Origin of the sequence: Campylobacter sp. CNRCH_2016_0050h, from assembly GCF_025772605.1 — a bacterium.
Classification (GTDB): Bacteria; Campylobacterota; Campylobacteria; order Campylobacterales; family Campylobacteraceae; genus Campylobacter_D; species Campylobacter_D lari_D.
On record NZ_JAKMSK010000002.1, the window covers coordinates 136108 to 156987 of the forward strand.

Below are 20880 nucleotides of genomic sequence, written 5' to 3' on the forward strand. Positions count from 1 at the left end.
GGCAAATAAGATAAAATTAAACTAAAAATAATCAAGGAAAAATTATGAATATGCCTTTTAGTGATGAGGAATTAATCGAACCTGTAAAAGCCAGTCTAGCTAAAACTATGCATATTTTAGAAAATGATGGCGGAGGGCTTGATTTTTTGGGTGTGAAAAATGGTGTAGTTTATGTGAAGCTAACCGGAGCTTGTCATGGCTGCCCAGCTAGTGGGATGACTTTGAAATATGGCTTGGAAAAACAACTTAAAATCGATATACATCCAGATATTACTATAGTAAATTTAGCAGGCGGGGAAAGCGAATTTGCAAAATTATAAAAAAATAGCCATAGAATGTTTTTACAAAAAAGATTTTAAAAATGCTAAGATGTATTTTTCTCTTGCTTATGAAAAGCGTAAAAATAAGAGACTTTTAACTTTTATTAATATTTGTGATTTGGCTTTAAAAAGCCCTGAAGAAGCTTTTGTTTTTTTTGAATTTTTTATGCAAAATTATAAAAATACTAAAGTAGATAAAGACTTAGAAAAACTCATTAATCTTAGCCAAAGTGTGCAGTTTGAAGAAGATAGCGAAGATTTTGAGGGCTTGAGTTATCAAGATTTTTTACTTAGCGAAGCAAAAGTTGGGTTTAAACAAGCTTTAGAAAATGTTATAATATCTAATAAACTTATTATTAACGATAAAGAAGATTTTGTGGATTTTTTAGAAAAGCTTTTAGAACATGGTTATAAAGATATGCTCGTAGCTTATATGGAAGATGTTTCAGCGCATTTTTATTCTAATTATAGATTTATTAAGCTTAGTGAGAAAATCAAGGAATTAAATTATGATAGTAAAGATTGAAAATACTTTCATTTGTGATAATTCTAATGAATGCGAAAAAGATTGTTTTTTCTTAAAAACTACTCAAAATGAAAAATTTCTTCATCAAGCTTTAGAAAAACAAGCAAAAGTTATTGGCATTGGCGAATGCAAGAAGCTTTTAAATATAGATGAAAATATTAAAATCATAGGCATTACAGGCACAAATGGCAAGACAACTACTGCGGGCGCTATTTACTCTATCTTGCTTGATTTAGGTTATAAATGTGCCTTAATGGGAACTAGGGGTAGTTTTATAAATGATAAAAATATCACTCCAAAAGGCTTAACTACTGCTCCTATTTTACAAACCTTAGAGCTTTTATCTTTAGCAAGCAAGGAAAAATGTGAATTTTTGATTATGGAAGTAAGCTCGCATGCTTTGGTGCAAAATCGCATTGAAGGGCTTGAGTTTAAGGCTAAAATTTTTACTAACATCACTCAAGATCATTTAGATTTTCATGGGGATTTTCAAAACTACCAAGCGGCAAAAGAAAGTTTTTTTACCGATGAGTGTATGAAATTTATCAACAAAGATGCAAAAGCTATAAATTTTAATGTCAAAGGTGCTTTTACTTATGGAGTGGAAAATCCAAGTTATTACCACATTAAAGCTTATGCTTTAAAAAATGGCATTGAAGCTGTGGTAAATTTTGGTAAAGAAACTTTTATGATTGATTCTTCTTTGGTGGGGCTTTTTAATCTTTATAATCTTTTGGCTGCAAGCGCTTGTGTAAATGAACTTGTTAAGCCAAATTTAAAAGAGCTTGAAAAGGCCATTAGTAATTTTGGCGGCATTGAGGGTAGAATGCAAGTGGTTGCAAAAGATGTGATTGTAGATTTTGCTCATACGCCCGATGGCATAGAAAAAGTTTTAGATGCTTTAAAATATCGTGATTTGATTGTAGTTTTTGGAGCAGGGGGAGATAGAGATAAAACTAAGCGTCCGTTAATGGCTAAAGTTGTCAAACACTATGCTAAAAAACTCATCATCACAAGTGATAATCCGCGTTCAGAAGAGCCAATGGATATAATTAATGATATTTTAAATGGTATAGAAAAAGATGAGAGTGTTTTTGTAGAATGTGATAGAAAAGAAGCGATCAAAAAAGCATTAGAGCTTAAAACAAAAGATGATTTTGTAGTGATTTTGGGTAAGGGCGATGAGACTTATCAAGAAATCAAGGGTGTAAAATATCCTTTTAATGATAAAGAAGTAGTATTAGAGATATTAAAAGAAGGAAAATAAATGTTTGAAAATATGGATTTTTCTAAAATGGGCGAGCTTTTAACTAAGGCTCAAGAAAAAGCAAATGAATTAGAGCAAGAAGCTTTAAAAAAAGAATTTAGTGCAAAAAGTGGTGGTGGTTTAGTAAAAGTTAGTGCTAATGGAAAAGGTGAAATCATCGATATAAACATTGATGATTCTTTGTTAGAAGATAAAGAGTCTATGCAAATTTTACTAATAGCAGCGATTAATGATGTGATGAAAATGGTAGAACAAAATAAAAAATCAATGGCTAGTAATTTATTTAGCGGAATGGGAATGCTATGAGAATTTTACTTTGTATTTTGGGTGTAGTTTGCACACTTTTTGCTGTGCCAAGACCGACTTTTAATGATTTTTTGGGTTGTTATGAAAAAAATAAAGCTAGTATGTTGATTTATGAGGGCTTACCTGCTTTTGCTTTAAATGAAAATACTTTAGCAGTAGTTAAAACTAAAAACGCGAAATTAAACAGCTATACTAAATATGATCCCTTTTTAAATTTGTATTTAGTAAAAACAGATTTTAGTTTAATTCCTGCACCTATGGGAAATGAAGAAGATTTAACACGCAATAGTTGGGTGGGAATTTTAGATAGCAATAAAAGCTATATAGGACATTTGAAGTATTTTGGGCAAAGTTTGACAGAGCGTGATCAACTTGACTTTGCTTCTAAAATCGGAGAGCTTAACTCGCCGTGTTGTAAAATGCTTGGTATAAGTTTAGAAGATGGCAAACTTATAGGTAATCGTTATTTAAAACACTTTGCAAAATATCCTGATGCTTATTGGGGTGATATAGGTGTGGATTTTGATATGCGTGATGGCAAAATTTATGTTAAAAATGTGCGTAAAAATGGACAATTTTTACTTAATGATGAGCTTGTGAGTGTTGATGGACAAGCTTATGATGATTTAAGAAAACTAAATGAAAAAATTTTATTTGCTGATCGCGGTGCAACTTTATACTTTAATGTATTAAGAGATAATAAAGATGTTAATATCTCCACTATGGTTTTTGATAAAGACTTGGGTGCATTTGCTAAGCCTAAAAAAGTGGTTCAAGCTAAGCCAAGTTCTTTTTATAGCAATCTAGGATTGCGCGTAGATATGAAAATGAATATTACAGAAGTTACTCCAAATTCTAAAGCACAAATGGCTGGATTTTTAAAAGGGGATAAAATTTTAAGAATTAATAATCAAAAAATCAACAATTTTAATGAACTTCAAGCTGTTTTAGCTCAAGCTAATACTTTTGATATTCTAGTCTCAAGACAAGCAAGCAATATCCCTTCAGCGAAAAATAATGACTTTGAGCATTTTAATAAAGGATACTTTGACTTTTTTATAAGGCTAAATAAGTGATTTTAGAAAAATTCAAACAGCATTTAGAGCAAAATTTTCCTAAAACTCAAAGTTTTCATCCATTTTTTAATGAAGCATTAAAATGGATGTTAGAAGCTGGTGGGAAGCATTTTAGAGCCCAACTGCTTTTGGGTATAGTTAATGCTAAAAATCCTGCTTTGTTTGAAAAGGCTTTAAATGCAGCTTTGGCTTTGGAATTTATCCACACTTACTCTTTAATACATGATGATTTACCCGCTATGGATGATGCTTCTTTGCGTAGAGGAAAGCAAACTTTACACAAAAAATATGATGAAACTACGGCTATTTTAGTGGGCGATGCTTTAAATACTCAAGCTTTTTTACTTCTTTCTAAGCTTAATTTAAAAGAAAATGTTAGATTAAAACTCATAGAAACTCTAGCCTTTAATGCAGGGCTTGGCGGTATGATTATCGGGCAAGCTATTGATTGTTATTTTGAAGATATGCCTTTAAATTTAGAGCAAGTTGAGTTTTTGCACATTCATAAAACTGCAAGATTGATTGCAGCGGCTTTAAAAATGGGTTGTGAAATTTGTGAGTTAGATGAAAAAGAATGCGAGCAAATTTATGAAATAGGACTTTTGATAGGATTAGTTTTTCAAATTAAAGATGACATTATCGATGCGACTTTAGATACTCAAGAAGCAGGAAAGCCAACTCATAATGATTTGCATAAAAATTCTTTTGTTAAACTTTTAGGTTTAGAAGGTGCTAAAAAGGCAAAAGATGATAAAATTGCTTTATGTGAAGAAAAAATGAAAAATTTAGACTCTAAGCTTGCTAATGAGCTTCAAATTTTGATTGATAAATATTTAAAAGGTTAAACAATGTTACAAAAACAAGCCAACACTATAAGATTTTTATGTGCGGATATGGTGCAAAAAGCAAATTCAGGCCACCCAGGTGCTCCAATGGGTTTAGCAGATATTATAAGTGTTTTAAGTGCTCATTTAGTGCATAATCCAAAAGATCCTACATGGTTAAACCGCGATAGATTAGTCTTTTCAGGTGGTCATGCTAGTGCTTTGCTTTATAGCTTTTTACATTTGAGCGGTTATGATGTAAGTTTAGAAGATTTAAAAAATTTCCGTCAATTACACTCTAAAACCCCAGGTCATCCTGAAATTTTCACTCCAGGTGTTGAAATCGCCACAGGACCTTTAGGACAAGGCATTGCAAATGCGGTTGGTTTTGCTATGGCAGCTAAAAAAGCAAGTTTGCTTTTGGGTGAGGATATTATCAATCATAAAGTATATTGTTTATGCGGTGATGGAGATTTACAAGAAGGAATTTCTTATGAGGCTTGTTCTTTGGCAGGTGTGCATAACCTTGATAATTTAATCATCATTTATGATAGCAATAATATTTCAATTGAAGGTGATGTGGCTATTGCTTTTAATGAAAATGTAAAAGAGCGTTTTAGAGCGCAAAATTTTGAAGTACTTGAGATAGATGGGCATGATTTTGAGCAAATTGATTTAGCATTAAAAACTGCTAAAGAAAGCAAAAAGCCTTGTTTAATTATCGCTCATACTACCATAGCTAAAGGAGCTTTAGATCTTGAGGGAAGTCATCATTCTCACGGAGCACCTTTGGGCGAAGAGCTTATAAAAAAGGCAAAAGAGGCTTTAGGTTTTGATCCACAAAAAACTTTTGAAATCCCAGAAGAAGTTAAAATTCGCTTTAGTGGAGCAATAGAACTTGGGGATTTAGCACAAGCTAAATGGAATCAAAAAGTGCAAAATTTAAATGCAGAGAAGCAAGCATTGCTAAAAGAGCTTTTAGAGCCTGATTTTTCAAAAATACAATTTCCTGATTTTAAAGGAAAAGATCTAGCTACTAGAGATAGCAATGGTATGATTTTAAATGCTATTGCTAAAGCTTTACCAGGGTTTTTAGGTGGTAGTGCAGATTTAGGTCCATCAAATAAAACCGAACTCAAAGATATGGGCGATTTTCCAAATGGAAAAAATATCCACTATGGTATAAGAGAGCATGCAATGGCTGCTATATCAAATGCTTTTGCAAGATATGGTTTGTTTTTGCCTTATTGTGCTACTTTTTTTATATTTAGTGAGTATTTAAAACCTGCTGCAAGAATAGCGGCTTTGATGAGGGCTAAACACTTTTTCATCTTTACTCACGATAGTATAGGTGTAGGTGAAGATGGCCCAACACACCAACCTATAGAGCAGCTTAGCACTTTTAGAGCTATGCCAAATTCATTGACATTTAGAGTAGCTGATGGGGTTGAAAATGTAAAAGCATGGCAGATTGCACTTAAAACTAATATGCCAAGTGTTTTTGTTTTATCGCGTCAAAAATTAAGTGCTTTAAGCGAGCCTGTTTTTGGAGATGTTGAAAATGGGGCTTATTTATTAGAAGAAAACGCAAATGCGCAATTTACACTTTTAGCAAGTGGTAGTGAAGTGTCATTATGTGTAAAAACAGCTAAGATTTTAAAAGAAAAAGGTGTGATTGCTAATGTGGTTTCTATGCCTTGTTATGAGTTATTTATTGCTCAAGAAAAATCTTATAAAGAAAGAATTTTACAAGGTAAGGTTATAGGCGTGGAAGCTGCAAATTCAAACGAGCTTTATAGAATTTGTGATGAGCTTTATGGTATAGAAAGTTTTGGTGAGAGTGGTAAAGATAAAGATGTATTTGAGCATTTTGGATTTAGTGAGGAGAAATTAAGCTCATATATTTTAAGCCTATGTAATGAAAAATAAAATAATTAAAGATGTTAAAAATCAAGAATGCATTTTTAGCGTCTTTGGTATATGGGATAAAACAAGCGTAGGAAAATTGGAAAAATTAGATTTTCCTACTCAAAAAAATATTATTTTTGATTTTGCAAATTTAGATTTTATAGATACTGCTGGGATTAGGTATTTTCTAGCTTTAGAAAATGAATTTAAGCAAAAAGGTTTTGAGTTTAGTAGGATAAATCTTAAAAGCGAGCATGCTAAGCTTTTTGAACTTTGTCAAAAACACTACAAAAGCTTTTGTGATTCTTATGAAGATAAAAAAACAATCAAAGATTTTTTTGAAAATTTAGGAAAGAAAGTTGCAAATTCTTTTACAATTTTAGTGCAGTTTTTAAATTTCATAGGACTTATTATTTATACTTGTTTTAAAACACTTTTAAACCCTAAAAAACTTCGCTTTAAGGCATTTTTATATCATGTAGAAAATAGCGCTATTAATGCTTTACCTATTATTATGCTAACTTCATTGCTTGTGGGTGTGGTGCTTGCTTATCAAGCTGCGTATCAACTTGCACAATTTGGAGCTAATATTTATATTGTCGATTTAATGGGAATTTCTGCCACTAGAGAGCTTGCACCATTAATTAGTGCTATTGTTATTGCAGGCAGGAGTGCAAGTTCTTATACAGCTCAAATTGGAGTAATGAAACTTACTGATGAAATTGATGCGATGAAAACTATGGGTTTTAAAGAAAGTGAATTTATCATTTTGCCTAGAGTTTTAGCTTTAGCACTTGCTATGCCTTTGGTAGTAATAGTAGCTGATATTTTAAGTATTATAGGTGGAATTGTAGTTGCTTGGTTTAGTTTAGAAATTAGTGCGAGTGAGTTTATGAGTCGTTTTAAAGAAGCAGTGGAGCTAAAACATATTATCATAGGGCTTATAAAAGCACCTATTTTTGGATTTTTGATTGCTTCTATTGCTTGTTTTAGAGGATTTTTTGTACAAAAAACTACCGAAAGCATAGGTGTTTATACGACAAAAAGTGTGGTAAATGCTATTTTTTGGGTAATAGCTTTTGATGCGATTTTCTCTGTATTTTTGACAAAGGCTGGATTTTGATTATAAAGGCTAAAAATATCAGCACTTATTTTGGAAGTAAATGTGTGCATGAAGATATTAGCTTTGAAGTGCAAGATAATGAAATTTTTGGCATTTTAGGTGGTAGTGGTAGTGGTAAATCTGTGCTTTTAAGACAAATGTTAATGCTTGAGCATTTTGATAAGGGTGAGTATGAAATTCTAGGCAAGAAATTAAAAAATATAAGCGATGAAGATGCTTTGTTTTTGCAAAAACAATGGGGTGTTGTTTTTCAATATGGAGCATTATTTAGCTTTTTTAATATACTTGAAAACATTAGCATACCTTTGGTTGAATACACAAAACTTAGCAAAAACGACATTAAAGAAATAGCTATGATGAAGCTTAAGATGGTAGGGCTTGATGAGAGCGTGGCAAAGCTTTATCCTAGTGAGTTAAGTGGGGGTATGAAAAAAAGAGTGGCCATAGCTAGAGCTTTGGCACTTGATTCTAAATTACTTTTTTTAGATGAGCCAACTTCAGGGCTTGATCCTTATAGCTCAAGAGAATTTGATGAGTTGCTTTTGAGTTTAAAACAAAGCTTTAAATTATGTGTAGTCTTAATTACTCATGATAAAGAGAGTATGAAAAATGTTTTAAACCGCTTTTTGATTATAGAAGAAAAAAAAGTTGGTTTTTTGGGAAATGTCGAGGCTTTGCAAGAGCAAAATCCAAGACTTTATGAGAGGTTTATGCAATAATGGAAAACAAAGCAAATTATATTTTGATTGGAATTTTTGTTTGTGTGTTATTTTTTATCAGTTTGTTTTTTATAGTGTGGTATGGAAATTTAAAAGATGAAAAATCATTCAAATATTATGAAATTTATATGGAAGAATCAGTTGCAGGACTTAGTGTAAAAGCTCCAGTTAAATTTTTAGGAGTAGATGTTGGAAGTGTTGAAAATATCAGTATAGATAGCTCAAGTAAGCAACTAAGAGTAAAAATTTTAGTTAAGCTTGATTCTAGTTTGGTTGTTAAAACAGATACTTATGCAAGTTTGCAAATTCAAGGCATAACAGGATTTAAATTTATTCAGCTTGCAGGAGGTAGTGAGGAAGCTAGTGTTTTGAGAGCAGGTGATGATGTTTATCCTATTATAAAATCAAAAGAAAGTTTTTTTGCAAGCATAGATAAGCAAACTTCAAATTTATTAGAACTAATCACAAGTTCAAAAATAAAATTAGAAAAACTCTTAAGTGATAAAAATTTAAAAAACATAGAGCAAATTTTGCAAAATTCATCAGAATTTTCTGCACATTTAAATGCTAATGTACCAGCATTTTTAGCAAATTTAAATAAAACAAGCTCTAAACTTGGCAAAAGTGCAGATGAATTTTCAAATTTTTTAAACAATGCTAATGGCCAACTTAATGAGCTTAATAAAAGTAGAATGCTCTTAAATGAAAATTTGGATATTTTAAGAGTTTTGTTTTTAGATTTTACGCAATTATTAAATATTTTAAAGCAAAATCCTTCAGATATAATTTATAAAGATAAGGCTACTCAATATGCTCCAGGAGAATAAAATGAGATATTTATATATTAGTTTAATAGCTATTTTTTTTAGTGCTTGCTCTTTGATTAATCCAAGTCAAACTTTACCTGCAAATAAATATTTTAGTATTAATTTAGAAAAGCTAGAGCAAAGTCAAAATAAAAAAAATGCAACTATTATAGTTTCCTTACCTAAAGGCTTAGCTTATACTAATGAAATTTTTTATAAAAAAGATTATACTATTAATACCTATGCTTATCATTTTTGGAAAGAAAATCCTGCTTTAATGATAAAATCTTTTTTGGAATTTCATTTGCAAGATTTGGGGGTATTTAAAGCAGTTTTAAATCAAGATAGTCTAGCTAGTGCTGATTATGTTTTAGAAAGTAAAGTGGATATTTTAGAGCAAGATTTTAGTGATGAGTTGCATTCTAAAATAAAGTTTGGTATTAATTTAAATTTAGTGCAAATAAACACTAAAAAACTTATAGCGAGTAAGTACTTTTACTATGAAAAAGAATTAAATGATAATAATCCTCAAATTTTAATCCAAAACTATGATGAGGTTTTTTTGCTTTTTGCTAAAGATTTTAGAGTTTGGATAGATCAAAATTTGGAATAAAAAATGCTTTTCTTGTTATAGCAATAACAAGGAAGGTGTATTATGAGAGATGAATTAGAAATCTTACAAAAACATTTAGGACAAGTAGGTTCAAGTATAGATGGTGCGAATTTAAAACATCAAACGCAAAAATTTAGTGAAGATATTACTGATGCTAATGACTTTATAGGTGCTTTGCAAATTTTAGATTCTTCATTGAAAAAAATTTCAAAACTTCTAGAAGATAAAAACTATGAAGATGTGCAAGATAAAGTTTTAATTGCTAGTGAAAGTTTGAAAATAGTAGATAATTGCTCATTTTTAGGTAATGCTTTATTTGATAATAATTATAATGTAAATGTTGGTTCAAAGGCATTTGCTTTTGAAATTTATAATCCTTTAAAAATTTTAGAAACTAGTGATTATGAAGGTATGAAAGCTTATATAGTCGATAAAAGAGAAGAAATAGCTTCTATGCTTAGTGAGCTTGCAGTGGCTATTGCTACTTATAGTCCTAGTCAAAGTTTTGGCGGATCAAGCCATGATTTTATGGGTGATTTTGATTTTACTAAGCTTTTTAAATAACACTAAAGGCTAAAAAGCCTTTAGATTTTTATTTTATAACACCACATGCCATTCTAGCACCGCCGCCGCCAAGTGCTGCAGGATGATCGCTGTGATTGTCTCCTCCAAAATGTATCATTAGAGCATGATTTTTAAGCTCATCAAGAGTTTTGATTTTTGGTGCTAATACAGGGTTAGTTGCTTTACCATCTTTTTCTACATAAAGTGGTGGTAAATCCCCTTTGTGACCTTTATCATCCCATGGGCTTGAGTGAGCATCTGTTTTTTCAGGATCCCAGTGTCCACCTGCTTTCATACCTAAACCTTTATCAGTTGCTCCACAATCAGCATTTGCATGAACATGAAAGCCATGAATTCCACTTTCTAAATCTTTAAGATTTGGATAAAATGCTACCCCATAAGGAGTTTGTACTGCTACAACTTCGCCTGCATCTTTATTAGCTTTTTTATCAAGAATTTCCATTTTGATAACTAAATGATCTTTTTGTGCTTTTGGATTAAAATTTTCTAAATTTGCTCCAAATAAAAAGCTTGATGCTAGTAAAGAACTTAGAATGATTTTTTTCATTTTTTCTCCTTTTTTAATTGAAATTAATTATATTGTAACATAAATTCTTAATAAAAAATATTTTTTATTGTATTATATAAATAATCAAAAAACTTATAAAAAGGTATATATGTTAATTTTTCCAAAAGATCTTGAAAAAATCAGTCAAAATGTTTTGAAAAATACTTTTTTTTCTTTATGTTGGTATCAAAAAGATTTTTCAAATGATAAAAATCAAGAAGTTGTATTTAAAGATTATGCTTTAGTATTTATTTTAAAAGGTTCTAAAAGTATTTATACTATGGATAATCAGTTTAATGTAAAAAAAGATGAGCTTGTGTTTTTTACAAAAAATTCTTTTTCCATTAGAGATTATTTAAATGATGAAAATATATATGAATCTATTATTTTGTGTTTTAAGGAAAGTATTTTAATAGAACTTATTTTTAAATATCAAGAATTAATTTGTAAATTAGATTCTCCAAAATATGCTAAAAGTTTATTTAGCTTAAAAACTAATCTGATAACTAAAGGTATTTTCGAGTCTTTCTTACCTTGTATAAATGAATTTAATGAGAAAAATGAATATCTGCTTAGATTAAAATTTGAAGAATTATTTTTGTCTTTATTATATAGTGAAGATAATGCAGAGTTTTTAGCTTTTTTAAAAGCCATTTTAAGTGGTTTTAAATTAGAGCTTTATAAGATGTTTGCATATTGTCAAAATGACTTTGAAAGTGTAGCTTCTATGGCCAAATTTAGTAAAATGGATATAGCAAGTTTTAGTCGTAATTTTAAACAAAGTTTTGGTATTACTCCTAAAGAATGGCTTGATAATAAGCGTTTTGAAAGAGCTAAATTTTTACTTGAATTTTCTACGAAAAATATCACTCAAATTTGTTATGAACTTGGATTTAATTCTCCTGCTTGGTTTATAGCAAGATATAAAAAAAGATATGGCATTACCCCAAAACAAGAACAAAAGTCAAAAAACTTATATTTTTTATCTTAAAAATGATAGATTTTATTTTGGTTTTTTATTAGAATTTGTTAATAAAATTTAAGAAAGGTAACAATTATGAAAAAAAGTATTTTAACTTTGGCCTTATTTGCATTTTGCAGCGCAAATGCTTTAGAGGTTCAAGAATTTAAAGGTTTTGCACATCCTGAAAGTGTATATGTAGATAAAAATGCAGTTTATGTATCTAATGTAGGAAAAGAGCTAACTCCATTAAATAAAGACAATGATGGTTTTATTTCAAAATTAGATAAAGATGGAAAAATTTTGGAATTAGAATTTATAAAAGGTCTTAATGCTCCAAAAGGTATGTCTAAAATAGGTGATGTTTTATATGTGGTTGATATTGATATTTTATATGGCTTTGATATAAAAAATAAAAAAGAAATTTTCAAACTTCCTATAAAAAATGCGGTATTTTTAAATGATATTGCTGTGTTAAATAATGACACATTATTAGTTAGTGACACAGGTACAGGATACATCCACAAAGTATTTTTAAAGGATAAAAAATATGAAAACTTTATCCATTTAGATTCAAAATATGGTGGCCCAAATGGATTGTTAATAGATAAAAATACTTTATTTGTAGCAGGCTATGATCCAAGTGATAAAGCAGGTGGGAAAATCATTAGTATTGATTTAAATTCAAAGAAAATTCAAGAATTAAGCAAAAAAATAGAACAATTTGATGGCATTGTGTATGATAAAAATAAAAATCTTTTAGTGTCAAGTTGGGGTAAAAATCTTCAAGGATATATTTATACTCTAAAAGATAATAAAGAAATAAAACTTGATTTGGCTTCTATAAAAGGTCCTGCAGATATGTTTTTTGATGGTGAGTATTTATGGGTGCCAAAAATGGCAGAAAATGCTTTAATTAAAGTAAAAATATAAAAACTTTTAAGCCTTTGGGCTTAAAAGTCAAATAATTCCCCAAGCCAACTTTCTTTTTTCTTGTATTTATAGCCGTTATTATGATGGTAGTTTGCTTGTTGGTTATAATTTTGTTGTTGAGGTTGTTGCGTACTTTGAGAAGAATTTCTTTCTATGATTTTATCAAGCTCACCACGATCAAGCCAAACACCACGGCATTTTGGACAATAATCAATTTCAACTCCATTTCTTTCGCTCATCAATAAGTCAGTATTTACACAAACTGGACAAGTCATTGTATTCCTTTTTTGAAAATTTTTGAAAGTATATAAGTTTTAAGTAAATTAAGGGTTTAAATTCCAATCAATAAGACTTTTACCAAGTTTTGATAAAATTTCATTACTTTTTGAAAAATGCTTGCAACCTAAAAAAGCATTTCTTGCTAAAGGCGAAGGATGTGCTGTTTCTAGGATAAAGTGTTTTTGAGGGTTGATTAAATTTTTTTTATTTTTAGCATAATTTCCCCAAAGTAAAAATATCAATCCTTCTTTTTCATTGCTAAGTTTTGATATAACCGCATCGGTAAATTTTTGCCAACCAAAATGTGCATGTGAAGCAGGTTTATTTGCTTCTACACTTAAAATAGAATTTAAAAGTAAAATTCCTTGTTTAGCCCATTTACTTAAATCACCATGTTTTGCTATAGGGATGTTCAAATCATCTTGCAATTCTTTATAGATATTAAGTAAAGATGGGGGAATTTTAACACCTATTGGCACGCTAAAGCTCAAACCCATGGCTTGATGAGGGTTGTGGTAAGGATCTTGTCCTAAAAGTATGATTTTTAAATTTTGTAAAGGGGTTAGATTAAAAGCATTAAAGATTAAATTCGCGGGTGGATATATAGTTTTTCTTTCATTTAAAGCATTGATATAATGAGTTTTTATTTCTAAAAAATAAGGCTTTAAAAACTCTTCTTTTAAAAATTCTTTCCAAGCGTTATCTATTTTAATTTTTTCTAAGCAAATTTCCATTTTTATCCCTACCAAGAAAGTATAAATTCACTTCCTTTATCTTTTTTACTCAAAACTTTTATGTTGATATTGTTTTTATCGGCTATTTGTTTGACTAAATTTAAGCCTATGCCAAAACCACCTTGGTCTTGATTAAAGCGTTTGTAGCGTGTAAAAATTTGAGTAATTTCTTTAGCGCTCATACCTTGACCTTCATCTTTAATACTAAGTGTTTTTTCTTTTAAACAAATAAAGATTTTTTTATTAGTATTGGTGTATTTTATGGCATTGCTTAAAAGATTGTCAAGTAAAATTTGCATTTCTTCTTTATTTGCATAGAAATTTTGCTCTAAAAGCTCTTTTTCAATGATGAGATTTTTTTGAGAGATTAAAGTGTCAAAATATTCTAATCTTTGCTCTAAAAGCTCTTTTAAATTTATATCTTCTTTTGTATTTTCTTTTTGTAAGAAAAAATTTAAGGCTATGAGGTTTTGATAGATATGATTTAAATTTTTACTTGCTAGTTTGATATGATTTAGTTTTTTAGTGTTATTTGGATTTAAATTTGTATCATCAAATTTTTTAATACTAGCTAAAATCACGCTCAAAGGTGTGTTAATTTCATGCGTGGTATCTTTAATAAAATCATTGAGTGTTTTAAATTGTTCTTTGATATTTTTAAAAACAAGCAAGATGAGTATATAAGCAATTATAGCAAGTAGTAAAATACATATAAGTGTATAAAAAATAGTTTTTAATTTTAGTTTCCAAAGTTCATTAGCATAATCGTTAATATCTAAATTATTGTAGTTATCTTTGCGGTATTGTTCTTTTTTAAAGCCAAGATCTTCTGTTTCTATAATGATATGGATATTTTTATGTCTCAAAAAATGAGAATGGTGTTTTGGCTTTCTTAAATTACTCGTATCTATATAAGTATTAAGATTTCTAATCCTTGAAAAATCTATGAATAATCTTTTGTTTTCGTTGTAAATAAAGTTGTTTTCTTTAAGCTGTGTTAATATTTTTAAAGCATCAAAAGTTAAATTACTAAAAATGATTTGATTGTTTGCAACAATAGCAAATTGAGTATTTATTTTTTTAGAAATATAAGAAAAATCATCTTCGTTTAATAAATTTTTATCGTGTCTTGCTTCGATGATATTTTGTAAAATATAATTATAGTGAGTGTATGAGTGTGTGATTTGATTTAGTCGTATATAATTTGCTTCTTTTTGATAAAAAGTAATAAAAAAAATCGTTAAAAATACGCCACTTGTGATGATATAAAGGGCTAGGATTTTAAAAATGGTATTATTAAAGTTTTCACTTTTCATTTTCTAGCCTAATGGCATAGCCTATATTTCTTTGATTGATGATAAGGTCTTTACCAAGAATTTTTCTTAAATTTTTGATATACACCCTAAGGCTCATAATCACAGGCTCTTCATCTAAACTCCAAATTTCGTCAAAAATAGTTTCTATATTTACAAAATGAGGGCGTTTTTTTAAAAGTAAAGCTAGGAGTTCTTTTTCTTTATTAGTTAGGTTGATAATTTCTTCATTTTGATAAAGGGTTTTATTGATAGGATCAAAAGAAATATTTTTTGAAGAGCTAAGTAAGATTAAGTCTTCTTTTTGATGACTAAAATTTCTTTTAATGATATTTTTTACACGGATAATTAACTCATCAACATCAAAAGGCTTTTTAATATAATCATCACAACCTGATAAAAATCCTTGTTTTACATCATCAAGCATGGATAAAGAAGTTAAAAATATAGCAGGAGTGTTTTTAGCACTTTCTCTTAATTCCTTTAATACTTCAAAACCATTGCCTTTTGGAACTTTAACATCAAAAATCCAAAGATCAAAATTTTCTTCATAAGCTTTTTCTAGTGCCTCTTGTGCATCATATACACAAGAGACTTTAAAACCTTCATCGCTTAAGGCTTCATTGATGATTTCATTTAAGCTTAAATCATCTTCTAAGAGTAGAATTTTTGCTGCCATTTTATCTCATTGAGCAATTTCCATGATTTGCACCATGCCCTTGATGATTCATTTTATGGGCTTTGTGTTCATTTTTATTATAATGATGTAAATTTAAATCTCGTATTTCTTTGCCACTCATTTCATCGGTTAGTTTTTGCATATCTTCTTGAACGATAGCCTTTCTTTGACTTCTTTCTTGAGGAGAAAGTTTAGAGATGTTTTCGCGTAAGTTACTTTTAAATTGTTGATGAAAAACTTTTGCGTCTTTGTATTTCATCTCATTCATTCTCTTTTTCATTTCTATAATTAAGTCAGCTTGATCTTGTGCTTTTACGCTTTTTGCAAGATTTAAAATTTCATCATTGCTTTTTTTGGAAAAATCAGCACTAAATGCTAAAGAGGCTGCTAAAGAACCCATAATAAATAAACCTATAATTTTTTTCATTTTTTCTCCTTTAAATTAATGATGAGAAATTATAAAAACCCAAGATAAAGCCAAAATAAAATTTATTGACAAACAAAAAGCACATTAGCTTTTAAGCTTTGCTTCTCATTTTTAATAACAGGAAGCACTACACTATCTGCACTAGCTGCTAAACTTGGAGAATTGTATTTGATATTACAACTATCAAAATGAACATTTTTTACTATGCAAGTTTTTGTTAAAGTTTTAGAATAATATTGAGCTTTTTCAAAAGCTTTTTTAAGCGCAAGATCGTATAAATCTTCTTTGTTTGCTTCTAAGGTTGCTTCGTCAAATCCTGCTTGCAAGGCTTTAGTATTAAAAGAAATTAAAGTATTAGTATTGCTGATATTTTCTATATCTTTTATAAGATTTTCATAGTCTTTATTTTTATTTTGTGGGATTTGACAAGTGAAATTAGAATACAATCTATACCCATTAAGTGTTTTTACTCCTTGATAATAATTATAACTTGGCTCTAAAGTATAACTTCCACCTTTACAATAGTCTTCTTTGGCAATACGATCTGAAATTTCTTTGAAAGTTTTAGCAATATGATTTTTTTCATCACTAGAGATGATAGTTTTTTTACTAAGTTCTTCGCTCGCACTAAAATTTAAAACAGCATTAAAAACATTTGGCATGATTTCATTTGATACTTCTATATTTCTTGAAAATTCTACATTTTGTTTATTATGATTTTTTAAACCTAAAAATTCAGTATTAAAAACTACTCCTAGTACAAACAATACCAAACAAAGTAATCCTAATCCTAAACCTTTTAAAAAACTTTTCATTTTTACTCCTTTTTAAAAATATTTTTTTAATTTTAACATAAAGCTTTTAAGAATAGATTGTATAATTTTTAAAAACAAAGAAAGTTTTAATGCGAAAAATTCATGAAAGTATTTTAAAATGGTATAACGAGAATGGTAGAAAAAACCTTCCTTGGCGTATTTTGCATAAAGAATATAGAAAATATGGTAGCGAGGATGATTTAAAAAAGCTAAAAAATATTGACAATGCTTATGCTGTTTATATTAGCGAGATTATGTTACAACAAACTCAAGTAAAGAGTGTTTTGCAAAATTATTATTTTCAGTTTTTAGCTAAATTTCCTTCTTTAAAAGTGCTTTCTATGGCAAGTGAAGATGAGGTTTTAAAAGCTTGGCAAGGACTTGGGTATTATACTAGAGCTAGGAATATACATAAATGTGCAAAAATTTGTGTGCAAGAATTTAATGCAAAATTACCATTTGACATTAAAGAGCTTCAAAAACTTCCTGGTATTGGAGAATATACAGCTGGTGCTATAGCTTGTTTTGGTTTTTTACAAGCTAAAGCTTTTGTGGATGCAAATATTAAAAGAGTTTTGAGTAGATTTTATAGTTTGCAAAATCCAAACTCTAAACTTTTAATGCAAAAAGCAAAAGAGTTTTTAAACTATGATAATGCATTTGATCATAATCAAGCTTTGTTGGATATAGGGGCTTTGATTTGTTTACCTAAAAATGCAAAATGCAAGCTTTGCCCCATAGAGAGTTTTTGTAGTGGAAAAAATGAATATGAAAAATTTCATGTATCTAAAAAAACTCAATATGAAAATATTATTTTAAATATACTCATAGTGCAAAAAAATGAGCAGTTTTTGCTTATCAAAAGCAAAGAAAAGCTATATTTTAATATGTATAATTTTTTAGAATACAATAAAGAAAAAAATGCAAAATTCATAGGTGAATTTAAACACTCTTACACCAAATATAAAATTAATGCCAAGGTGTATTTTTTAAAAGATGATGATTTTGAAGATTTCAAAGTAAAAGCATTTTCTTATAAAGAATTAGAACATCTTGCACTTTCAAAACTTGCTCTAAAAGCGTTTGAGCTTTTTAAAAAGAGTGATTATGCATTTTGAGAAAATTTATATAGAATTAAGTGATATTTGTGGATTAAAATGTGATTTTTGTCCTAGCCAAAAAGCGCAAAGAAAACAAATGAGCCTTGAAAATTTTGAAAAAATTTGCAAAAGTGTGCATAGTCATGCCAAGCTTTTTACTTTTCATGTGCTTGGAGATCCTTTAAGGATTTTAAATTTAAAAGAGTATTTAAAAATAGCTTTTAAATTTAATATGCAAATAGAACTTACTACAAGCGGGTTTTATTTTGATGATGAGAAAATAAAACTTGTTTTAGATTCTAAAAGCATACGACAAATCAATATTTCTTTGGGTGCTTTTTTATCTCAAAGTAGAATGAGCTTAAAAGAATACTTTGAGCCTATTTTAAAACTTATTTTTTTACACTTAGAAAATAAAAACAATTCTTTTATCAATTTAAGACTTTGGAATTTAGATAAAAATTTCACCCCACCTTTAGAAAATGAGAAAATTTATGATTTTTTAGAGCAAAATTTTAAAGTAAAAATTCAAAAGCAAAAAGCTAAAAATCGCCTAGAAAGGCATGTTATATTACACCAAGCTAGGCTTTTTAAATGGCCTTCTTTGAAAGATGAGGTTATTAGGGAGAATGGGTGTTGTCATGCTTTAAATGGACAAATTGCTATTTTAAGCGATGGAACTTTAGTGCCTTGTTGTTTGGATACTAAAGGGGATATAAAACTTGGAAATTGTTTTGAAAAAGATTTTAGCGAGCTTTTAAATTCGTCTTTATATATAGAATTAAAAGAAGGCTTCAAGCAAGGAATTTTAAAAGCTGATCTTTGCAAAAGATGTGAGTTTTTGCAATTTAAAAACTGATTTTCCTTGCTCGGACAATTATGATTTCAGGAAATTCTTCATCTAAAAAAAGGTTCTTCAAAAAATCCATCTATGATAAAACCATTTTTAAAACAAGTGTTGAAAATTTCTTCTAAAGAACGGTGGTAGTAGTGATGTTTTACAGGTTGTTTTTCAAATGCATGCCCAAGATAATTATGCGGACTAAGATATTTTTTAGTTAATGTTACAAAACAAGGATGTTGAGTAGCAAAAACAAAAATTCCATTTTCTTTTAGTAGAGAATAAAGACTTTTAAATAAGGGCTGGATATTTTCCATATCCATGATAGCCATATTTGAAACAGCTTTGCTAAAGGTGTGTTTTTTAGCTAAATTTTGCAAAGTTAATTTATTAGTAGCATCTATAGTTTGAAAATGAATTTTGTGTAAAAAATTTTTCCATCTTTGTTTTGCTAATTTTATCATTTGATTACTATAATCAAAAGCATAAACATTTATGTTGTATTTTTTGCACATATAAGCGGAAAAATTTCCATTTCCACAAGCAATATCTAGAATATAATCATCATCTTGTATGTTTAGCAATTCTTCAACTTTAGGACGCACAACTTTTTTATGAAATTCATTAGAATCATCTCCCATTTGTATATCCCAAAATTTTGCATTAATATCCCATGCTTTTTGCATTTTAAAAACCTAAATTAACTCCACCCTCATTGTTGATTTGATAGTTTGCATCCAAACCATGTTCTATTTCTTCTTCTTTGTCATCGTCTTTAGAATGTTTAAAAATATCTTCGGTAATTTTTGTAGCTATACCTCTAAGGGCTTTTTGTTTGCTTGATTTGCTTGTAGAACTCATTTTAAATTCTAGGGTATTGGAAGCTTTGATTTGAGTTGTAGCAAATTCTATCAAACGATAATCAATGTTAATATTATAAGTTTGAGTGTTAATTTCATTTTGTGTTTGTGTTATTTTAGGATTTAAAATAAGTAAAAAATCAGCCCCTAAAACATTATAAAGCTTAACAAGTTCATCATCGCTTGCATTTTTTATAAGTAAAGATTTTTCTTGATTATAAAGATCAAGATTTGCTCTATCTAAAATTCTAAATTTTTTACTTTGGAGCAAAACGCTTAAAAGCTCCTGTTCAAATTTAGCCGAAAGTTCATCTTTAACTTTATTGATGATAATTAGCGAACTTTTATCTTCAAGATTTTTTTCACTATAAAGTTTTTTGTAAATTACAACTTTTGCATGGAATTCATTTTGATTTGTTTGAGTTAAAGATTTAATATCATAGCTATTAAAAACTCCATTGCTAACTAAGTCTATTTCTTCATCATATCCTATATTGAAATTTCCATTAAAGCTAAATTCGAATTTTTTAAGCTTAACTTGTTTTAAGCCCTCCATTTTCCCAAGAGCTTCATTGATGGCATTTTTTATTGCTTCACTTCTTGTATTTCCAAAACCCTCACCATAACTTTCTTTGTTTAAAGCGCTTTGTGCTTGACAAAAACAAACAAGAGTGAAAAAAAGAATTAGTAGTTTTTTTACCATGTTACACTCTTGCTTTTACCTGTTTTATCAATAGTTTTTTCATCTTCCCAAAAAGCTAAACCGCTAGTTAAATCTGTAAGAATTAAATGGAAAAAATATTCAGTTTGGATTTTGCCATTATAAAGTTTAACGGTATCTTGTCTGATTTTACCAGAAAGTGAGAAATTTGGGGCCAAAAGTGTGCCTTTTTTAGCTATGGAATTTTGATTAAATTCTTCATTGTCTCTTAAATCTCTTACATCATGAGATAAACTATCTTTTGCTCCACCTGCTGCTACAGCGGTTGTTAATATAAATTTACCAGATTTTCTTAATGCTATGGTAATTTTCGAAGTGAGTTTATCTGTGTCTATTCTTTGCGGGGTGTCATTGATGATTTTTCCTATGGCAATAACTTTTCTATTAGAGCTATTTAAATTTGCAAAAGCAGGATCACTAAGCAAGCTTTGTATCATATCTTCAGCAGTTTTTTCAAAATCTTCTCTATCAAGTCCTAAAGTAAGTGCGTTTCCTTGAACTTTTTGCGAAGCTTTACCATCAGTATATTTTGGTTGTGAAGAACAAGCGCTGAAAATCAAAAGCGCAAAAACCATAAAAAATAAACTTTTTTTCATT

Annotated in this window: 26 protein-coding genes; 16 read left to right on the forward strand and 10 right to left on the reverse strand. The window is 29.0% G+C overall.

The genetic code is table 11. The annotated features are described in order from the left end of the window. Nucleotides 1-50: 50 nt before the first annotated feature. Genes L8X28_RS01850 through L8X28_RS01905 form a run of 12 tightly spaced genes read left to right on the forward strand, consistent with a single transcriptional unit; the run spans nucleotide 51 to nucleotide 10052 of the window. Complete coding sequence (locus L8X28_RS01850) at nucleotides 51-320, forward strand: NifU family protein (RefSeq protein WP_263665376.1); 270 nt, start codon at nucleotides 51-53, stop codon at nucleotides 318-320. Beyond that, nucleotides 307-846 (forward strand): histidine kinase, encoded by a 540-nt coding sequence (locus tag L8X28_RS01855; RefSeq protein ID WP_133319159.1) that lies wholly within the window; start codon nucleotides 307-309, stop codon nucleotides 844-846. The genes L8X28_RS01850 and L8X28_RS01855 overlap by 14 nt, the downstream gene beginning before the upstream one ends. Then, nucleotides 830-2113: a UDP-N-acetylmuramoyl-L-alanyl-D-glutamate--2,6-diaminopimelate ligase gene (locus tag L8X28_RS01860; protein WP_263665359.1), complete on the forward strand. Its 1284-nt coding sequence runs from the start codon at nucleotides 830-832 to the stop codon at nucleotides 2111-2113. Before L8X28_RS01855 ends, L8X28_RS01860 begins: the two co-directional genes overlap by 17 nt. Then, a complete protein-coding gene (locus L8X28_RS01865; RefSeq protein WP_039667857.1) occupies nucleotides 2114-2419 on the forward strand; it encodes a YbaB/EbfC family nucleoid-associated protein in 306 nt (101 codons plus the stop codon). Next, on the forward strand, nucleotides 2416-3495 hold the full coding sequence (locus L8X28_RS01870) for a PDZ domain-containing protein (RefSeq protein WP_220567026.1): 1080 nt from the start codon (nucleotides 2416-2418) through the stop codon (nucleotides 3493-3495). The genes L8X28_RS01865 and L8X28_RS01870 overlap by 4 nt, the downstream gene beginning before the upstream one ends. Next, nucleotides 3495-4340: a polyprenyl synthetase family protein gene (locus L8X28_RS01875; RefSeq protein WP_263661464.1), complete on the forward strand. Its 846-nt coding sequence runs from the start codon at nucleotides 3495-3497 to the stop codon at nucleotides 4338-4340. Before L8X28_RS01870 ends, L8X28_RS01875 begins: the two co-directional genes overlap by 1 nt. A gap of 3 nt (nucleotides 4341-4343) precedes the next feature. Next, nucleotides 4344-6248 (forward strand): transketolase, encoded by a 1905-nt coding sequence (tkt, locus tag L8X28_RS01880; protein ID WP_263665360.1) that lies wholly within the window; start codon nucleotides 4344-4346, stop codon nucleotides 6246-6248. Between the two features lies 1 nt (nucleotide 6249). Then, nucleotides 6250-7350 (forward strand): MlaE family lipid ABC transporter permease subunit, encoded by a 1101-nt coding sequence (locus L8X28_RS01885; RefSeq protein ID WP_375154869.1) that lies wholly within the window; start codon nucleotides 6250-6252, stop codon nucleotides 7348-7350. Further along, nucleotides 7347-8069 carry an ABC transporter ATP-binding protein gene (locus L8X28_RS01890; protein WP_263665361.1) on the forward strand — a complete coding sequence of 241 codons (723 nt, stop codon included), beginning with the start codon at nucleotides 7347-7349 and terminating at the stop codon, nucleotides 8067-8069. The genes L8X28_RS01885 and L8X28_RS01890 overlap by 4 nt, the downstream gene beginning before the upstream one ends. Further along, nucleotides 8069-8896 (forward strand): MlaD family protein, encoded by an 828-nt coding sequence (locus L8X28_RS01895; RefSeq protein WP_133319166.1) that lies wholly within the window; start codon nucleotides 8069-8071, stop codon nucleotides 8894-8896. The genes L8X28_RS01890 and L8X28_RS01895 overlap by 1 nt, the downstream gene beginning before the upstream one ends. 1 nt (nucleotide 8897) lies before the next feature. After that, nucleotides 8898-9488, forward strand: a complete 591-nt coding sequence (locus L8X28_RS01900; RefSeq protein ID WP_263665362.1) for a hypothetical protein — start codon at nucleotides 8898-8900, stop codon at nucleotides 9486-9488. Nucleotides 9489-9530: 42 nt separating this feature from the next. Beyond that, nucleotides 9531-10052: a flagellar FLiS export co-chaperone gene (locus tag L8X28_RS01905; protein WP_133319168.1), complete on the forward strand. Its 522-nt coding sequence runs from the start codon at nucleotides 9531-9533 to the stop codon at nucleotides 10050-10052. A 28-nt stretch (nucleotides 10053-10080) separates the two neighbouring features. Here the strand turns inward: L8X28_RS01905 and L8X28_RS01910 are convergent, their stop codons facing one another. Then, nucleotides 10081-10620: a superoxide dismutase family protein gene (locus L8X28_RS01910; RefSeq protein ID WP_263665363.1), complete on the reverse strand. Its 540-nt coding sequence runs from the start codon at nucleotides 10618-10620 to the stop codon at nucleotides 10081-10083. Nucleotides 10621-10729: 109 nt separating this feature from the next. Here L8X28_RS01910 and L8X28_RS01915 point away from each other — a divergent pair, with 109 nt between their 5' ends. Both L8X28_RS01915 and L8X28_RS01920 read left to right on the forward strand, forming a co-directional pair. Continuing rightward, the gene (locus L8X28_RS01915; protein WP_133319170.1) at nucleotides 10730-11611 is read left to right on the forward strand and encodes a helix-turn-helix domain-containing protein; all 882 of its coding nucleotides are present in this window, start codon (nucleotides 10730-10732) and stop codon (nucleotides 11609-11611) included. A gap of 66 nt (nucleotides 11612-11677) precedes the next feature. Continuing rightward, entirely contained in the window at nucleotides 11678-12514 is an 837-nt protein-coding gene (locus tag L8X28_RS01920; RefSeq protein ID WP_263659153.1) for an ATP-binding protein, read from the forward strand. A 20-nt stretch (nucleotides 12515-12534) separates the two neighbouring features. On the opposite strand, the gene L8X28_RS01925 is transcribed toward L8X28_RS01920, so the two are convergent. From L8X28_RS01925 to L8X28_RS01950, 6 genes are all read right to left on the reverse strand, one after another. Then, nucleotides 12535-12789, reverse strand: coding sequence for a zf-TFIIB domain-containing protein (locus L8X28_RS01925; RefSeq protein WP_133319172.1), 255 nt, complete (start codon nucleotides 12787-12789; stop codon nucleotides 12535-12537). 48 nt (nucleotides 12790-12837) lie between these two features. Next, nucleotides 12838-13527, reverse strand: a complete 690-nt coding sequence (ung, locus tag L8X28_RS01930) for a uracil-DNA glycosylase (RefSeq protein ID WP_263665364.1) — start codon at nucleotides 13525-13527, stop codon at nucleotides 12838-12840. An 8-nt stretch (nucleotides 13528-13535) separates the two neighbouring features. Continuing rightward, nucleotides 13536-14843 (reverse strand): sensor histidine kinase, encoded by a 1308-nt coding sequence (locus tag L8X28_RS01935; protein WP_263665365.1) that lies wholly within the window; start codon nucleotides 14841-14843, stop codon nucleotides 13536-13538. Further along, entirely contained in the window at nucleotides 14833-15519 is a 687-nt protein-coding gene (locus tag L8X28_RS01940; RefSeq protein ID WP_263661454.1) for a response regulator transcription factor, read from the reverse strand. Before L8X28_RS01940 ends, L8X28_RS01935 begins: the two co-directional genes overlap by 11 nt. Nucleotide 15520: 1 nt before the next feature. Continuing rightward, nucleotides 15521-15946, reverse strand: a complete 426-nt coding sequence (locus L8X28_RS01945) for a DUF1104 domain-containing protein (RefSeq protein ID WP_258108242.1) — start codon at nucleotides 15944-15946, stop codon at nucleotides 15521-15523. Between the two features lie 62 nt (nucleotides 15947-16008). Beyond that, entirely contained in the window at nucleotides 16009-16761 is a 753-nt protein-coding gene (locus L8X28_RS01950; protein ID WP_263660360.1) for an SIMPL domain-containing protein, read from the reverse strand. Nucleotides 16762-16850: 89 nt separating this feature from the next. Here L8X28_RS01950 and mutY point away from each other — a divergent pair, with 89 nt between their 5' ends. Both mutY and L8X28_RS01960 read left to right on the forward strand, forming a co-directional pair. Further along, entirely contained in the window at nucleotides 16851-17879 is a 1029-nt protein-coding gene (gene mutY, locus L8X28_RS01955; protein WP_263665366.1) for an A/G-specific adenine glycosylase, read from the forward strand. Next, entirely contained in the window at nucleotides 17869-18720 is an 852-nt protein-coding gene (locus L8X28_RS01960; protein ID WP_263665367.1) for a radical SAM/SPASM domain-containing protein, read from the forward strand. Before mutY ends, L8X28_RS01960 begins: the two co-directional genes overlap by 11 nt. A 38-nt stretch (nucleotides 18721-18758) precedes the next feature. Here L8X28_RS01960 and L8X28_RS01965 read toward each other — a convergent pair whose 3' ends face one another. Genes L8X28_RS01965 through lpoB form a run of 3 tightly spaced genes read right to left on the reverse strand, consistent with a single transcriptional unit; the run spans nucleotide 18759 to nucleotide 20879 of the window. Continuing rightward, entirely contained in the window at nucleotides 18759-19388 is a 630-nt protein-coding gene (locus tag L8X28_RS01965; protein WP_263665368.1) for a class I SAM-dependent methyltransferase, read from the reverse strand. 1 nt (nucleotide 19389) lies between these two features. Further along, nucleotides 19390-20265, reverse strand: a complete 876-nt coding sequence (locus tag L8X28_RS01970; protein ID WP_263665369.1) for a CsgG/HfaB family protein — start codon at nucleotides 20263-20265, stop codon at nucleotides 19390-19392. Further along, nucleotides 20259-20879: a penicillin-binding protein activator LpoB gene (gene lpoB, locus L8X28_RS01975; RefSeq protein ID WP_133319180.1), complete on the reverse strand. Its 621-nt coding sequence runs from the start codon at nucleotides 20877-20879 to the stop codon at nucleotides 20259-20261. Before lpoB ends, L8X28_RS01970 begins: the two co-directional genes overlap by 7 nt. Nucleotide 20880: the final 1 nt, after the last annotated feature.

What these genes read in the sequence shown, in the direction of transcription:
- mutY (WP_263665366.1), top strand. Translation starts at nt 16,851, where the DNA reads ATGCGAAAAATTCATGAAAGTATTTTAAAATGGTATAACGAGAATGGT.
- L8X28_RS01920 (WP_263659153.1), top strand. Translation starts at nt 11,678, where the DNA reads ATGAAAAAAAGTATTTTAACTTTGGCCTTATTTGCATTTTGCAGCGCA.
- L8X28_RS01970 (WP_263665369.1), bottom strand. Translation starts at nt 20,265, where the DNA reads ATGGTAAAAAAACTACTAATTCTTTTTTTCACTCTTGTTTGTTTTTGT.
- L8X28_RS01900 (WP_263665362.1), top strand. Translation starts at nt 8,898, where the DNA reads ATGAGATATTTATATATTAGTTTAATAGCTATTTTTTTTAGTGCTTGC.
- L8X28_RS01915 (WP_133319170.1), top strand. Translation starts at nt 10,730, where the DNA reads ATGTTAATTTTTCCAAAAGATCTTGAAAAAATCAGTCAAAATGTTTTG.
- L8X28_RS01865 (WP_039667857.1), top strand. Translation starts at nt 2,114, where the DNA reads ATGTTTGAAAATATGGATTTTTCTAAAATGGGCGAGCTTTTAACTAAG.
- L8X28_RS01910 (WP_263665363.1), bottom strand. Translation starts at nt 10,620, where the DNA reads ATGAAAAAAATCATTCTAAGTTCTTTACTAGCATCAAGCTTTTTATTT.
- L8X28_RS01960 (WP_263665367.1), top strand. Translation starts at nt 17,869, where the DNA reads ATGCATTTTGAGAAAATTTATATAGAATTAAGTGATATTTGTGGATTA.
- L8X28_RS01870 (WP_220567026.1), top strand. Translation starts at nt 2,416, where the DNA reads ATGAGAATTTTACTTTGTATTTTGGGTGTAGTTTGCACACTTTTTGCT.
- lpoB (WP_133319180.1), bottom strand. Translation starts at nt 20,879, where the DNA reads ATGAAAAAAAGTTTATTTTTTATGGTTTTTGCGCTTTTGATTTTCAGC.
- L8X28_RS01850 (WP_263665376.1), top strand. Translation starts at nt 51, where the DNA reads ATGCCTTTTAGTGATGAGGAATTAATCGAACCTGTAAAAGCCAGTCTA.
- L8X28_RS01940 (WP_263661454.1), bottom strand. Translation starts at nt 15,519, where the DNA reads ATGGCAGCAAAAATTCTACTCTTAGAAGATGATTTAAGCTTAAATGAA.
- tkt (WP_263665360.1), top strand. Translation starts at nt 4,344, where the DNA reads ATGTTACAAAAACAAGCCAACACTATAAGATTTTTATGTGCGGATATG.
- L8X28_RS01895 (WP_133319166.1), top strand. Translation starts at nt 8,069, where the DNA reads ATGGAAAACAAAGCAAATTATATTTTGATTGGAATTTTTGTTTGTGTG.
- L8X28_RS01945 (WP_258108242.1), bottom strand. Translation starts at nt 15,946, where the DNA reads ATGAAAAAAATTATAGGTTTATTTATTATGGGTTCTTTAGCAGCCTCT.
- ung (WP_263665364.1), bottom strand. Translation starts at nt 13,527, where the DNA reads ATGGAAATTTGCTTAGAAAAAATTAAAATAGATAACGCTTGGAAAGAA.
- L8X28_RS01950 (WP_263660360.1), bottom strand. Translation starts at nt 16,761, where the DNA reads ATGAAAAGTTTTTTAAAAGGTTTAGGATTAGGATTACTTTGTTTGGTA.
- L8X28_RS01860 (WP_263665359.1), top strand. Translation starts at nt 830, where the DNA reads ATGATAGTAAAGATTGAAAATACTTTCATTTGTGATAATTCTAATGAA.
- L8X28_RS01965 (WP_263665368.1), bottom strand. Translation starts at nt 19,388, where the DNA reads ATGCAAAAAGCATGGGATATTAATGCAAAATTTTGGGATATACAAATG.
- L8X28_RS01905 (WP_133319168.1), top strand. Translation starts at nt 9,531, where the DNA reads ATGAGAGATGAATTAGAAATCTTACAAAAACATTTAGGACAAGTAGGT.
- L8X28_RS01925 (WP_133319172.1), bottom strand. Translation starts at nt 12,789, where the DNA reads ATGACTTGTCCAGTTTGTGTAAATACTGACTTATTGATGAGCGAAAGA.
- L8X28_RS01935 (WP_263665365.1), bottom strand. Translation starts at nt 14,843, where the DNA reads ATGAAAAGTGAAAACTTTAATAATACCATTTTTAAAATCCTAGCCCTT.